Source organism: Polynucleobacter sp. MWH-P3-07-1 (assembly GCF_018687555.1).
Lineage (GTDB): Bacteria > Pseudomonadota > Gammaproteobacteria > Burkholderiales > Burkholderiaceae > Polynucleobacter.
The window spans coordinates 1,027,688-1,041,017 of record NZ_CP061296.1 but is presented as its reverse complement, the minus strand read 5'-3'; the positions used below and the strand labels follow the sequence as shown (position 1 = coordinate 1,041,017).

Sequence of the window (13,330 nt, the reverse complement as noted above, 5' to 3'; positions counted from 1 at the left end):
AGGATAAAAAAATAGCGATCCGAAGATCGCTATTTTGATTACTACCGTATTGACCGACTTATTTGGAAGTCGGCATCACAAACTCTGCACCTTTGTCGATACTTTCAGGCCAGCGCTGCATCACGCTCTTTTGCTTGGTATAGAAGCGAACACCTTCTTTACCGTAGGCATGCATATCCCCAAAGAGGGATTTTTTCCAACCACCAAAGCCATGCCATGCCATCGGCACAGGAATAGGTACATTGATGCCTACCATGCCCACTTGAACGCGGCGGGCAAACTCACGCGCGATATTGCCGTCACTGGTGAAGCAGGCTACGCCGTTACCGTATTCGCAGGAGTTGACTAAGTTCAAGGCATCGGTAAAGTTCGCTACGCGTAAGCATGAGAGAACTGGCCCAAAGATCTCCTCGAGATAAATCTTCATATCGGGCGTCACGTTATCAAATAAAGTGCCACCAATGAAGAAGCCATTCTCATGGCCTGGGACTTTGAGACCGCGACCGTCCACCAATAATTTAGCGCCAGAGGCAACGCCACTCTCGATGTAGCCAGTAATTCTGTCGAGCGCTGCTTTAGTAACGATTGGACCCATTTCAGCGTCCAGCTCGATACCATTCTTAACCTTCAGGGTTTTGGTACGCTCAATCAGCTTAGGCATGATCTTGTCAGCAGCAGTGCCAACCAAGACTGCTACCGAGATCGCCATGCAGCGTTCACCAGCAGAACCATAGGCCGCACCAATGAGGGCGTCAATTGCTTTGTCCATGTCGGCATCCGGCATGATCACCATGTGATTCTTGGCGCCACCCAATGCTTGTGAGCGTTTGCCAAAATGTGCACAGCGCTCATAAATGTAATTAGCAATCGGGGTTGAACCGACGAAGCTGACTGCCTTAACGTCTGGGTTCTCAATCAAAGCATCAACGGCTTCTTTGTCGCCTTGCACCACATTAAATACCCCATCAGGCAAACCTGCTTCTTTGAGAAGCTTAGCCATCAATAAGGCAGGGGAAGGGTCGGTTGGGCTGGGCTTGAGGATAAAGGTGTTGCCACAGGCGATCGCGACTGGGAACATCCACATGGGAACCATGACGGGGAAGTTAAAAGGCGTAATGCCGGCTACAACACCCAAAGGTTGGCGCATCACCCAGTTATCAATACCAGTCGAAACTTGTTCGGTGTAATCACCCTTGAGCAGCTCAGGAATACCTGTAGCAAATTCTACGATTTCAATACCGCGGGTCACCTCACCTTGGGCATCGGTAAATACTTTCCCATGCTCGGCAGTAATCATGGCAGCCAACTCATCGCGGTGAGCATTGAGGAGCTCGAGATACTTAAACATGATGCGAGCCCGGCGCAATGGCGAGGTCTGGCTCCAGGTCTGAAATGCGGTCTCTGCAACCGCTACGGCCTGATCTACGTCCTTGCGGCTGGCCAAGGCAACCCGACGGGCTACTGAGCCGGTAGAGGGGTTGTAGACGTCGGCAAAGCGACTATCTTTAGGGCTTACTACTGTGCCACCAAGGAAGTGTCCAACATCTTCTTTAGATTCAAAGGCTTGGGGTGCATTCTTCATAATGTGTATTTTTTGATCCTAGGGTTTGTCGGCAAAAAGAAGGTTTCCAGGATCGTGAGGGCCACGAAAGAGGGTCTCCTATTCTTGTTTTAGGTATTCTATCGCTTTCGCTGTTTTTAGTCTGATAACCGCATTTTTGCCCTTAAAGGTACCTATGAGCCTGCTTTTTTCTAGTTATTCCTTACCCTCACCAAAAGGCCCTGTAAGCCTCGCCAATCGCATCGTCGTTGCACCCATGTGCCAGTACTCTGCAGTGAATGGTGAGGCAACAGACTGGCATTTAATGCATTGGGGCAACCTCTTAAATAGCGGCGCAGGTCTATTCATTATTGAGGCTACTGGAGTCACTCCAGAGGGGCGAATTACACCAGCCTGTTTAGGTTTGTGGGATGACCGCACCGAAGCAGCTCTAAAAGACAAACTAAGTCGAGCCCGTAAGTTGGCTCCTGCTACTCCCGTATTTATTCAGCTAGCACACGCTGGCCGCAAAGCCTCTAGTGCAACACCATGGGATGGTGGCCAACTCTTGGCAGTAGATCAGGGCGGCTGGGAAACCGAAGCGCCATCAGCCATTCCCCAGCTTGAGGGGGAGCGTTTGCCCCATGAGCTTACTAAACATGAGCTCAACAAGATGATTGCCGCATTTGTAACGGCAGCAGAAAGAGCCGCTCGTATTGGTGTTGAAGGTATTGAATTGCATGGCGCACATGGCTACTTGCTCCACCAATTTTTATCGCCTATCTCCAATCAGCGTAAAGATGAATACGGCGGCTCGTTTGAGAATCGCATTCGTTTTCCTTTGGAGCTATTCAAAGCAGTCAGAGCTGCCTACTCAGGTGTATTAGGCATTCGGATCTCTGCGCATGATTGGGTCGAGGGTGGTTGGACACCAGAAGAGACTGCAGAATTTGCGGTGCAACTCAAAGCGATTGGTTGCGACTACGTTCACATCTCTTCCGGAGGAATTTCTCCATTGCAAAAGATTGCGATTGGACCCAAGTATCAAATACCGTTTTCAAAGATTGTTAAAGAGAAATCCGGCCTGCCAACGATGGCGGTTGGTTTAATTACTGATCCACATCAAGCTGAAGAAATTCTGCAAGATGGTGATGCAGATCTGATTGCTTTGGCTAGAGCATTTCTCTACAAGCCACGTTGGGCTTGGGAAGCTGCCGCCGCCCTGGGCGCTACGGTTCCTGCGAATGAGCGTTATTGGCGTTGCTTGCCACGCGAAGCCCAAGCTATCTTTGGTGGCGTTAAAGTAGGGCAGCGCTAAACATGACATCAGAAGTAAAGCAGCATGCTGTGCGCGAATCTTGGCTCCAAGATGCAGTAAGGCATTTAGAGCCGGTATTTTCTAAAGCGGGTTATGCAATTCCACCCGTGAGAGTCTCTTGTGGTTTTCCGGCCTCGAGTAGTCCTCGCACGACCTTGGGCCAGTGCTGGCCTCGCGAGCGATCGGGTGGTGGCGTCAATGAGATTTTCATCTCTCCTAAATTAGATGATCCAGTGCAATTGTTGGATACCTTGGTACATGAGTTATGCCACGCAGTCGATGACTGTTTTAGTGGTCATGGTGAGGACTTCAAAGGCATTGCTCAAACTGTAGGGCTTGAGGGTCCTGCTCGAATGGCGCATGCGACTGAGGAGTTGATGGTCAAGCTCTCCATGATTAGTCAAGAATTAGGCCCTTATCCTCATCAGGCGATTGTGTTCCCGCCCCCTCGTCCAAGCAACGCCAGTCGCAGTAAGGCAAAGTGCAGCCAGTGTGGCTATGAAGTCACTTTACTCAAGCGCTGGGCTAGCTATGGTGCGCCGATCTGCCCAAAGGATAATATTCGGATGCAAGAGGCCGTGCCAGAAACCATTGAAAATACAAGCGAGCACGATACTGAGAGCGTAGAGCGGGGTAGCAAGACCAGCGGTGATGATATTCGCCGGGCGATTAGCTAAACTTTATCGCTAGTAAAATAAATCAACATAACTAACTAATAGACAAAACTGATGAACGCAAAAAAGATCTTCAAGAATCCTAAAATCGCTGTGATTGCCGGTGACGGTATTGGTAAAGAAGTGATGCCAGAAGGCGTTCGTGCCTTAGAGGTGGCTAACCAGAAATTCGGCATTGGCATGCAATTTGATCATTTTGATTTTGCTAGCTGTGACTATTACCAAAAGCACGGCAAGATGATGCCTGACAATTGGTTTGAAACCTTAATGCAATACGATGCGATTTTCTTTGGTGCAGTTGGCATGCCAAATATCATTCCTGACCACGTATCGTTGTGGGGAAGTTTGATCCAGTTTCGCAGAGGTTTTGATCAATACGTGAACTTGCGTCCTGTGCGTCTTTTGCCTGGCGTGCCATGTCCTTTGGCAAATCGCAAGCCTGGTGATATCGATTTCTTCGTCGTACGCGAGAACACGGAAGGTGAGTATTCGAGCGTCGGTGGCAAGATGTTCCCCGATACCGATCGTGAATTTGTAGTGCAAGAATCTGTATTTACCCGTTACGGTGTAGATCGTATTTTGAAGTACGCATATGATTTGGCGCAGAGTCGTCCAAAAAAGCATTTAACTTCAGCTACCAAATCCAATGGCATTGCCATCACCATGCCGTATTGGGATGAGCGGGTTGAAGCCATGGCAAAACAATTTGCTGATGTTAAAACCGACAAGTACCACATCGATATTTTGACGGCACAGTTTGTTATGAACCCTGACCGTTTTGATGTTGTCGTTGCCAGCAATCTCTTCGGCGATATCTTGTCTGATTTGGGTCCTGCTTGCACCGGCACGATTGCCGTTGCGCCATCGGGCAGCATTAATCCCGAAGGGAAATTCCCATCTTTGTTTGAGCCTGTGCATGGTTCAGCACCCGATATCTACGGCAAGATGATTGCTAACCCGATTGGGCAAATTTGGAGTGGCTCTATGATGTTGGATCATCTCGGATACCCTGAGGCTGGTAAAGCAATCTTTACTGCAATTGAGAAGGTGCTTGCTGGTGGACCCAAGAACTCACCTCTGACCCCAGACTTGGGTGGCACTGCTAAGACCGATGATTTAGGTAAAGCAATCGCTGCAGCGATTTAAGCGCTCCAGACGGGATCTTTTTTGCTAGCCTTGGCGATGTCTGCCAAAATTTGCTCATGCTGCTTGCATTCATCTGCACTGGCAGTCATGAGTTTGAGATTGGTAGGTAAGGCCTTGGGTAGGCCTGCATCATCGTTATTGACTGTGTAGTCAATCAGATCAATCGTCAGATCCTCTTGACCCCGGGTCATTGCTAGATAAACCTCGGCAAGTAATTGCGCATCCAATAAAGCGCCGTGCAGAGTGCGGTGCTCATTGCTGATAGAAAAGCGTTCACACAGAGCATCAAGCGAGTTGCGTTTACCCGGAAACATTTGCCGCGCATCGAGCAGGGTATCGGTGATCTTGGCAGCTAAAGATCTAAATGCTGGTCTTTTGAGGAGGGCAAATTCATTATCCAAAAAGCCCAAGTCGAATGCAGCGTTGTGAATGACGATCTCGGCGCCATCAACAAACTCAATCAATTGGTCAACGATATTGCCAAAGACTGGCTTGTCAGAGAGAAACTCTCTTGAAAGACCATGGACTGCAAAAGCACCTGCATCAATATCGCGCTCTGGATTAATGTAGTAATGAAAGGTGCGATCTGTTAAACGTCGACCAATCATTTCAACGCAGCCGATTTCAATAATGCGATCACCGGTAGCGGGGTTTAATCCCGTTGTTTCAGTATCGAGAATAACTTGACGCATATTAGGTTCCCTCTAAGACAGATTCCGGAATTTCCATGGGCCCGTTGCCTGCATATTTATCTAAGTAGAGATAGATCACGGGCGTAATAATCAAGGTCACAAATTGAGAGAAGATCAAGCCACCTGCAACCGTAATGCCCAGCGGTTGTCTAAGTTCAGCACCTGCACCCAGACCCAGAGCGATCGGTAGGGCACCCATCAAGGCAGCGAAGGTGGTCATCATGATGGGGCGGAAACGCAAGATACAGGCTTCGCGAATCGCTTTTTCTGGAGTCATGCCTTGACCCCGTTGTGCCTGCAGAGCAAAGTCGATCATCAAAATCGCATTCTTCTTCACAATACCAATCAAGAGCAAGATGCCAATCGATGCGATCACGGTGAGCTCAAAGCCAAAGAGACGCAGCGCTAGGATGGCACCAATCGCTGCCGAGGGTAATCCTGCCAAAATGGTTAAGGGATGAATGTAACTCTCGTATAGAACACCAAGGATGATGTAAATCACACCCAAGGCAGCCAGAATCAAAATAATTTGACCCGATTGATTGCTCTTAAATACTGCAGCATCGCCGCCGTAGCTGGTGATGATAGAAGGGGGTAAACCAATTTCGCGGCAGTAAGACTCAATCTTTTTAGTGGCATCGCCCAAGAAAACATCTGGCGCCAGGTTAAAGGAGAGTGTGACCGCAGGGATCTGGCCTTGATGGTTAACCGCTGTGGGTCCAACCTTACGCACGAAGCTAGCAACACTCGATAGTGGTACCAGTTTGTCGGTAGCGCGACCGCGCACATAGACTTTATTCAAATCGGTTTCGTATTGACGGTCTTCAGCTGCTGTTTCCAAGATGGCGTAGTAGGTATTGACGGGTGTATAGATAGTCGAAACTTGACGCTCGCCAAATGAAGAGTAGAGCGCAGTTCGAATATCAGCAATCGTCACACCAGCATTAGCGGCCTTTTCTCGATTGATCTCAATCTGAATATCCAAGCCCTTCAGTTGCGAGTCGCTGGTCACATCACGGAATAGGGGGTCCGCTTTCATTTTTTGCATGAGCTTCTCAGCCCAGTCATTAACACCTTCAAAGCCAACGCTTTGCAAGGTAAATTGATAGCGACTCTTACTGCTTTTACCTCCCAGCTGAAGGTTTTGAGTTGGGCGCATATAGACCTGAAGGCCAGGCAACTCTTTGAATTTGGCGCGTAAGCCCTCTAAGACCTGCGCCATTTTTTGTCGATCACCCTTTGGTTTAAGAATAATAAACATACGGCCTGTATTTGTGCCAGAGCTAGCGCCACCGCCAATCACAGAGATGGAGCTATCTACATTGGGATCGGAATTCACAATTGCAGCGGCCTGATCCTGGAGTGCCAGCATTGCGGTAAAGGAGATGTCCTCTGAGGCCTCGGTAGTGGCAGAGATTTGCCCAATATCCTCTTCAGGGAAGAAGCCCTTAGGTGTTTGGATAAACAATACGATCGTAATCACAAAAGTGGAAATTGCGCCCCATAGGACCTTCTTGCGATTGCGAAGAGCCATATCTAGATAGTGGATATAGGTCTTCAGCATCCAGTCAAAAATACGATCAAACTTTTTATTAATTTCAAACTCTTTAGGGTGTTCACCCGGTTTTGGTAGGAAGCGGCTACACATCAGGGGGACGATCGTCAGGGAAGCAACGGCCGATACCAAAATCGACAAGGTTACGATTACTGCAAATTCTCTAAAGAGCAAGCCAATGGGACCCGCCATGAAGAAGAGGGGGATAAAAATGGCAACCAATGAAATCGAGATCGAGATGATGGTGAAGCCCACCTCTTTACTGCCTTTCAGAGATGCCTTGAGTGGATCCATGCCTTCTTCGACATAACGCATGATATTTTCAAGTACCACAATCGCATCATCGACCACCAAGCCTACTGCTAGCGTAATACCTAAGAGCGAAATGTTATCCAGGCTGTAACCCATAAAGTAGAGCAGGAAGAAGGCGCCTATCAAAGAGATCGGCATGCTAACTGTTGGGATGATGGTCGCTGAGATATGTTTTAGAAACAGGAAAATCACCAGCACTACTAGGAGTACAGTCAATGCTAGGGTGATATTGACGTCATGAATCGAATCCAAGATCGACAGTGAACGGTCGTTTAAAAGACTTAATTTGATTGAAGTGGGCATCTGCTTTTGCAATTGAGGCAGCAGGGCTTTAATCGAATTGACGACATCGACCGTATTGGCATTTGGCTGACGTAATACAGCAATCGCGATTGAGCGTTCGCCACCAGAGGTTGCCCAGGTCTTGACATCCTCATAGCTCTGGCTGACTTCTGCAATATCACGCAGATAAATTGGCAAACCATTTTTTTGACTAATGACAAGGTTGCCAAATTCTTCAGGCTTGACCAGTTGTGGGTTGGCATAAATGGTGATGGACTGACGAGGGCCGTCTAGAACGCCAACCGGGCTATTGGTATTGGCTTTATTCACAGCAGTAGCCACGTCATCCATCGTCAGGTTACGGTTAGCTAACGCATCTGGATGGACGCGGATGCGAACGGCATAACGTTTGGCGCCATAAACAATGACCTGTGCAACACCGCTGATAGTAGAAAGATTGGGTGACAGTAAATTCTCTGCGTAGTCGTTGAGGTCAGAGAGATTCATGGAGGGTGAGCTCATCCGCACTACTAGAACTGGTGTATCAGCAGGATTAATTTTTCGATAAGACGGTGGAGATGTCATCTCAATCGGCAGACGCTTTTGAGCACGCAAGAGCGCAGCTTGAACGTCTACTGCGGCTTTGTCGATATCTCGATCGTTATTAAATTCGAGAGTGATGCTGGTTGTGCCCAGAAAGTTGCTTGAGCTAATTACCGTAATGCCATCAATTGTTGAGAACTCTTTTTCAAGAGGAAGGGCTACTGAGGCTGCCATGTTTTCTGGTGAAGCACCAGGGAGTGAGGCGCTAACCGAGATAACGGGAGAGTTAAAGCTGGGAAGCGCAGCAACAGGAATATGGAGATAGGCAACGGCACCTGCAATGACGGTCGATACTGAAAGCAGCACCGTCATTACGGGACGCCGAATACATAATTCGGATAGCGTCATGTGATTTTTACTTAGCTAGGGTTTACTGGTTGGAGAACAAGCTTGGATTCTTTAATCTTGCTCCCTGGCCGGAGATTTTGTTTGCCTTCAACGACAACCCGATCACCAGCTGAAATGCCATCGATTACCGCTTGACCTTGATATTCATAAAGAACCTTAACGGCCTTCGCAACTGCTTTATCGTCTTTATCGACTATGTATACCCGTTTGCCATTAGGACTCAAAATCACTGCTTGAGAAGGGACTTGCAGAGCCCCTTTCAGGGTGCTGGCTTCTAAGAAGACACGCGCAAATTGACCGGGTAGCAAAGTCATCTCGTCATTGGGAATCTGTGCTTTCACTCGGACAGCGCCAATGGAGGGGTCTACTTGATTATCAATCACTAAGACCTTACCTGCGTAGACTCGTTTGCTAGCATCACCAACAGTGACTTTTACAGTAAGCGCGTCGCCATCAAGCTGATTTTCTAAAACGGTCGGAATATCTTTTTCCGGAATGATGAACTGCACATTGATGGGGTTCAGTTGGGTAATAGTGACCATGGAGCCAACGCTAGAGGTAGCAGTTGAATTAGTGGCGGTGGAAACCACATTACCTGCTTGTACCAAGGAGCCAGGGAAGACATTCACAATGCCCGCGCGACCATCAATCGGTGAGCGGATGTAATCAAAAGACAGTTGCACTTCGGCAGCTTTAGCAGCCGCAAGGGCGGACTTGGCATTCGCATTGGAGGTTTCTAAGCCCGCTTTCGAAATAAAGTTTTTGGCAACCAGTTCCTTGGCACGCAAATACTGGCTTTGAGCGTCATCTGCCAGTGCTTTGAGTTTGTCGTAGTTGGCTTTGTCATTGCGATCATCCAATTGAAACAGCAAGTCACCCGCTTTCACTTCTTGACCATCTTTGACCAAAATTTTCGCAACCGTATTGGTGATCATGGGGCGAATATCAACGATATTGTTTGAAACAATCGTGCCGGTGGCTTCAATGACTAAGGGAACGTCTTTGGGCTCCACTAGGACCGTCGTGACAGTGACTGGTCCGCCGACTTTGTCAGTAGCGGGGAAGAAATAATTGACGATCTTCGAGCCGGCATAAAGCACAAACAAAATTCCAATGATTCGCCATTTGTACTTGAGCACAAAAGCCTTGCTTTGAGCGTAATCCAGTTGCTTGATTTGAGGGGAGTACTTTTCCCAGTAGGGGCGCAGTTTTTCCTCGACCTGAGATTGAAGTCTTTGCAACTGCTCAATGCATTTTTGGGCAATGGGCTGAATCTTGGGGGGAAGTTTGCTAACGAATAGTTGAATTTTGGACACGGTCTCGAAGGCAGTTTAAGTAGTTCTCAGAATCCGACCATTCTCTCATAAACCCCTTAATAAAGGCTTCCAAGCTAGGGGGTAGCTAGGGCAGGTACTCTTCGACCCCACGATTCGCGAGCTGATCAGCCAGTTCATTGCTGGGGTCGCCGTTGTGTCCCCGGACCCAATGCCACGAGATTTGATGTTTAGGGAGCAATTCATCCAATTCTTGCCACAGGTCAGCGTTTTTAACAGGCTCTTTACTAGCCGTTTTCCAGCCTCGCTTTTTCCATCCCTCTAGCCATTCGGTTACTCCTTTTTGGACGTATTGGGAGTCTGTCCAGAGCTCTACCGAGCTAGCCTGCTTCAGGGCTTTGAGAGCATGAATGACAGCGCTAATTTCCATGCGATTATTGGTAGTGTGCTCTGCGCCGCCATGTAAGTGTTTTTCATGACCGCCCGAGCGCAGCACTGCTCCCCAGCCTCCGGGGCCGGGATTGCCTTTGCAGGCTCCGTCGGTATAAATGACGATGTGGTGAGCGTGTTTAGTGTCTGACATGGTTAGCTGATGAGGTTTATTTGGACTTTAGCTGATTTCGCTCTGCAGCCGGACTCAATTGCTGGATTGCTGGCAGAATTTTGCTGGGGATTCGACCAATCAAACGCATGCCAGCCTGTCTTTTGATCGCCGAGATTAAGAACACTGCCCCAAAAATAGGCCACCATCGGTTACCCATTAACTCCAAGAAATCCATGCGCGCCATCCCGCTTATACTCTGGAGTGGCCATTTATAGCAGCCAAAGTGACCGCGGTCTAATGAGAAATTGAGTAATTGCAGCCAGTCTTTAATCCGCATCAGCCCAATGAACTGTCCGTCTCGAGGAAGGTAAGGGTTGCCAATTAAGCGACTGAGATACTGCCTAACTCCCCAAATACTGGCCGGATTAAATCCAGAAATAATCAGACGACCCTCAGGGCGAAGAACACGCTCCACTTCACGCAGAACTTGATGGGGGTCTGCAGCGAATTCCAGAACATGCGGAAGAATTAATAAATCAATGCTCTCGCTGGCAAAAGGGAGTTCATGATTTTCACCTTCAATGATGTGCCATTGCGCTGAAGGCAGGTTTTCTTGAGTGTCATGCCGACCAATCAATAAAGCATGCAATGGCATGCGATTTTCTGCTAGGGAGTTGATCTGCGGTAACCCAATTTGGACAGCATGAAAACCAAAAACGTCGGCCACGATTTGATCAAAGCAGCGCTGCTCCCAGCTCAGGACATACTTTCCGGGGGGTGACTCCAGCCATTTTTCCCATGAACTCCATGGTGGTGCGGGGGCTTGGGAAGGGGGGATCGGGGTTGGTATCATGAGTCTATGGACAAGAATACTTTATTACAGGTTTGGCCCATCCCCGCTTTCGAGGATAACTATATTTGGTGTATCCATGATGGTCATTCTGCTCTCGTAGTAGATCCAGGTGATGCAGCGCCCGTTTTAGATTACCTGGCTGAAAAGCAATTGCACTTAACAGGCATTCTCATTACCCATCATCATGCTGATCATACTGGCGGTGTATTGCAATTAATTGACGCCATGAAGCCGCATCCAATTCCGGTTTATGGTCCAGCGAGTATTGATATCTCAGGCAGAACCGAAGGACTTTTAGAAGGGGATAAGGTAGAGATTGCCCATCCACGCTTAAGTCTCAAGGTCTTTGAAGTGCCAGGACATACCTTGAGCCACATTGCCTACTTTGCGAACATGCAGGCCAATGTACTTGAGCCCATGCTGTTTTGTGGTGATACCTTGTTTGCATCGGGTTGTGGCAGATTGTTTGAAGGCACTCCTACCCAGATGAGTGAGTCGCTTGCCAAGTTTGCGGCCTTGCCCAAAAACACACTCGTGTTTTGTACCCATGAGTACACCTTATCGAACATCCGTTTTGCTTTGGCTGTAGAGCCAAACAATACCAACTTGATCGATTGGGCTGAGAGAGCAAAAGCCTTGCGAGCGAAAGGCTTGCCTACCTTGCCAACAACCATTGGCCATGAATTACAAGTCAATCCCTTCATGCGCTGTAACCAGGCTGAGGTAGTTGCTTCAGCGATGGCGATTTCTGGTGAGACAAGTTTGCCCAGTCCTGCCCATGTATTAGCAGTGATTCGGGCTTGGAAGGATCGGTTTTGATCCGTTGGCCTTATGCGGCGATCGTGATGGTTGCTGTGCTGACAGGTTGCGCGACGGGTGATTGGTCCTCCGATACCCCAACCAAAGGAAGTGCCAAGCTATCCCGCGCAACGCGCGTCAATTTAAATAAACAAAACGTCAGCGACTTGGGTGCGCCTTCAGATAATCTCTGGCTTCGGATTCGAGATGGCTTCCAAATGGAGCCAGTGGATTCACCACTCATTGTTGATCAAACGGTTTGGTTGGCGAGCCGGCCAGATTATGTTCAGCGCTCGATGAAGCGTTCGTCACCATATTTGTTTTATATCGTTCAGGAAGTGAATGCGCGCAATATGCCGACTGAACTGGCCTTACTCCCATTTGTAGAAAGCGCCTTTAATCCACAAGCCAAGTCAGGCGCTAAGGCTATGGGAATCTGGCAATTTATGCCCAAGACTGGAAAAGATTTTCAGTTAACTCAGAATGTCTTCCGTGACGAACGACGCGATGTTTTGCAATCAACCGATGCAGCGCTTGATTACTTAAATCGTCTGCATACTCAATTTGGAAGTTGGGAGCTGGCTCTAGCAGCGTATAACTGGGGGGCGGGCAATATTCTCAAGGCTCAAAAAAGAAATCTGGCTGCTGGCTTACCAACAGACTATTGGAGTTTAAGTATGCCGCTGGAGACCAGAGCATACGTGCCCAAGTTGATGGCTTACCGTGCCCTGGTTTTAGATCCTGCTGCATTTGGAGTGACCTTGCCGGACTTGGAGAATCATCCTTACTTTATTGCGGTTGATGTCAATAACGATATTGATGTCGCGCTTGCTGCCAAGTTGGCTGAAATGTCTGTTGATGAATTTAAGACGCTCAATCCTTCTTTTAATAAGCCCGTGATTCTCAGCGCAGCCAATCAGCAAATACTCTTACCATTCGGACATGCAGAGGTCTATCAAGAGAACCTCAAAAAATACAACAAGCCCCTCTCCACATGGACGGCTGTGAAGGTGGCGCAAACCCAAAGTGCTGAGGCTACTGCGCAAAGTTTGGGCGTGGATTTGGCTACCTTGCGGGAGATCAATGGCATTCCCAAGGGGATGAGAATTAAGGCGGGGTCTACTGTCATCATTCCAAAAACCAGCCGACGGCCTGGTGATATTTCAGTTGCATTAGCTGAGACCGCTAGCCTGAGCTTGGAGAAGCCACCACCCCCTAAAAAGACCAAGAAAGGTGCAGCAGGGAAGGGTTCGGGTAAAACCAAAGAGTCTAAGTCGGCCTCTAAGGGTAATTCCTCCTCCAATAACGCCGCAACTCAGCATAAATCCGCATCGACAGGACTTGCAAAATCTGCGAAAAAAGATCCCATTAAGACCTCTAGCAACTAAGAG

At 48.4% G+C, this 13,330-nt stretch carries 11 protein-coding genes; 5 read left to right on the top strand and 6 right to left on the bottom strand.

Annotation, left to right across the window (positions count from 1 at the left end; genetic code table 11):
* Positions 1–58: 58 nt before the first annotated feature.
* Positions 59–1,582, bottom strand: a complete 1,524-nt coding sequence (locus ICU98_RS05415) for a CoA-acylating methylmalonate-semialdehyde dehydrogenase (RefSeq protein WP_215335764.1) — start codon at positions 1,580–1,582, stop codon at positions 59–61.
* 154 nt (positions 1,583–1,736) lie between these two features.
* Between ICU98_RS05415 and ICU98_RS05410 the strand changes: the two genes are divergently transcribed.
* The 3 genes from ICU98_RS05410 to ICU98_RS05400 are packed head-to-tail and all read left to right on the top strand — an operon-like array spanning position 1,737 to position 4,678.
* A complete protein-coding gene (locus ICU98_RS05410; RefSeq protein WP_215351089.1) occupies positions 1,737–2,858 on the top strand; it encodes an NADH:flavin oxidoreductase/NADH oxidase in 1,122 nt (373 codons plus the stop codon).
* 2 nt (positions 2,859–2,860) lie between these two features.
* Entirely contained in the window at positions 2,861–3,535 is a 675-nt protein-coding gene (locus ICU98_RS05405) for a SprT family zinc-dependent metalloprotease (RefSeq protein WP_215335762.1), read from the top strand.
* Between the two features lie 51 nt (positions 3,536–3,586).
* On the top strand, positions 3,587–4,678 hold the full coding sequence (locus ICU98_RS05400; protein ID WP_305120657.1) for a tartrate dehydrogenase: 1,092 nt from the start codon (positions 3,587–3,589) through the stop codon (positions 4,676–4,678).
* Here the strand turns inward: ICU98_RS05400 and dnaQ are convergent.
* The 5 genes from dnaQ to ICU98_RS05375 all read right to left on the bottom strand — a co-directional run bounded on the left by dnaQ (position 4,675) and on the right by ICU98_RS05375 (position 11,141).
* Positions 4,675–5,370 (bottom strand): DNA polymerase III subunit epsilon, encoded by a 696-nt coding sequence (dnaQ, locus tag ICU98_RS05395; protein WP_215351084.1) that lies wholly within the window; start codon positions 5,368–5,370, stop codon positions 4,675–4,677. The genes ICU98_RS05400 and dnaQ overlap by 4 nt on opposite strands.
* 1 nt (position 5,371) lies before the next feature.
* The gene (locus ICU98_RS05390) at positions 5,372–8,470 is read right to left on the bottom strand and encodes an efflux RND transporter permease subunit (RefSeq protein WP_215351081.1); all 3,099 of its coding nucleotides are present in this window, start codon (positions 8,468–8,470) and stop codon (positions 5,372–5,374) included.
* A gap of 11 nt (positions 8,471–8,481) precedes the next feature.
* Entirely contained in the window at positions 8,482–9,786 is a 1,305-nt protein-coding gene (locus tag ICU98_RS05385; RefSeq protein WP_251365307.1) for an efflux RND transporter periplasmic adaptor subunit, read from the bottom strand.
* 85 nt (positions 9,787–9,871) lie between these two features.
* Positions 9,872–10,327, bottom strand: a complete 456-nt coding sequence (gene rnhA, locus ICU98_RS05380; RefSeq protein WP_215351078.1) for a ribonuclease HI — start codon at positions 10,325–10,327, stop codon at positions 9,872–9,874.
* Between the two features lie 16 nt (positions 10,328–10,343).
* Complete coding sequence (locus ICU98_RS05375) at positions 10,344–11,141, bottom strand: class I SAM-dependent methyltransferase (RefSeq protein ID WP_215351076.1); 798 nt, start codon at positions 11,139–11,141, stop codon at positions 10,344–10,346.
* 6 nt (positions 11,142–11,147) lie between these two features.
* Between ICU98_RS05375 and gloB the strand changes: the two genes are divergently transcribed.
* Together gloB and ICU98_RS05365 are read left to right on the top strand one after the other, a co-directional pair.
* Positions 11,148–11,960, top strand: coding sequence for a hydroxyacylglutathione hydrolase (gene gloB, locus ICU98_RS05370; protein WP_215335757.1), 813 nt, complete (start codon positions 11,148–11,150; stop codon positions 11,958–11,960).
* Positions 11,957–13,327, top strand: a complete 1,371-nt coding sequence (locus ICU98_RS05365) for a transglycosylase SLT domain-containing protein (protein ID WP_251365306.1) — start codon at positions 11,957–11,959, stop codon at positions 13,325–13,327. The genes gloB and ICU98_RS05365 overlap by 4 nt, the downstream gene beginning before the upstream one ends.
* The last annotated feature ends 3 nt before the right edge of the window (positions 13,328–13,330 follow it).

Excerpts from the sequence above, each read along its gene's own strand:
- ICU98_RS05415 (WP_215335764.1), bottom strand. The coding sequence starts at position 1,582 with ATGAAGAATGCACCCCAAGCCTTTGAATCTAAAGAAGATGTTGGACAC.
- ICU98_RS05410 (WP_215351089.1), top strand. The coding sequence starts at position 1,737 with ATGAGCCTGCTTTTTTCTAGTTATTCCTTACCCTCACCAAAAGGCCCT.
- ICU98_RS05405 (WP_215335762.1), top strand. The coding sequence starts at position 2,861 with ATGACATCAGAAGTAAAGCAGCATGCTGTGCGCGAATCTTGGCTCCAA.
- ICU98_RS05400 (WP_305120657.1), top strand. The coding sequence starts at position 3,587 with ATGAACGCAAAAAAGATCTTCAAGAATCCTAAAATCGCTGTGATTGCC.
- dnaQ (WP_215351084.1), bottom strand. The coding sequence starts at position 5,370 with ATGCGTCAAGTTATTCTCGATACTGAAACAACGGGATTAAACCCCGCT.
- ICU98_RS05390 (WP_215351081.1), bottom strand. The coding sequence starts at position 8,470 with ATGACGCTATCCGAATTATGTATTCGGCGTCCCGTAATGACGGTGCTG.
- rnhA (WP_215351078.1), bottom strand. The coding sequence starts at position 10,327 with ATGTCAGACACTAAACACGCTCACCACATCGTCATTTATACCGACGGA.
- ICU98_RS05375 (WP_215351076.1), bottom strand. The coding sequence starts at position 11,141 with ATGATACCAACCCCGATCCCCCCTTCCCAAGCCCCCGCACCACCATGG.
- gloB (WP_215335757.1), top strand. The coding sequence starts at position 11,148 with ATGGACAAGAATACTTTATTACAGGTTTGGCCCATCCCCGCTTTCGAG.